Here is a 289-nt window from a genome sequence, read left to right as displayed (position 1 = left end):
GCCCGTTGCTGCGTGCATGCAGGAAGAGGATCAGCGGCGCGGCATACAGCGGATAGAAGAGGATACCGAGCAGGACTCCGTAGGCCGGGTTGGCGTCTTCGCCGAGCTGCGCGGCCAGCACGGCCTGGGCGATGGCCTCGAGCACCAGCAGGGGCAGGGTCAGCCGGGCGATGGGCGCCAGGTTGTGGCTGGAGAAGAACCAGGCATCGCGGAGGACGGAAAGTGGATTCATCGGCAGGCTACCAGATGTAGGGGGCTGTTGAGGTTGCATCGCGAGCCGCGTTCGGCC

At 66.4% G+C, this 289-nt stretch carries 1 protein-coding gene; it reads right to left on the bottom strand.

Going from position 1 to position 289, the window contains the following annotated elements; translation table 11 throughout:
• Positions 1-232, bottom strand: a 232-nt coding sequence (locus J0A65_RS27125) for a hypothetical protein (RefSeq protein WP_206597255.1), incomplete at its 3' end; no start/stop codon positions are given.
• Positions 233-289 lie beyond the last annotated feature (57 nt).

This window comes from Bowmanella yangjiangensis (assembly GCF_017255015.1).
In the GTDB taxonomy this organism is placed as follows: domain Bacteria; phylum Pseudomonadota; class Gammaproteobacteria; order Enterobacterales; family Alteromonadaceae; genus Bowmanella; species Bowmanella yangjiangensis.
The sequence above is the reverse complement of the archived record's forward strand: the minus strand, read 5'-3'. Positions and strand labels throughout refer to the sequence as shown.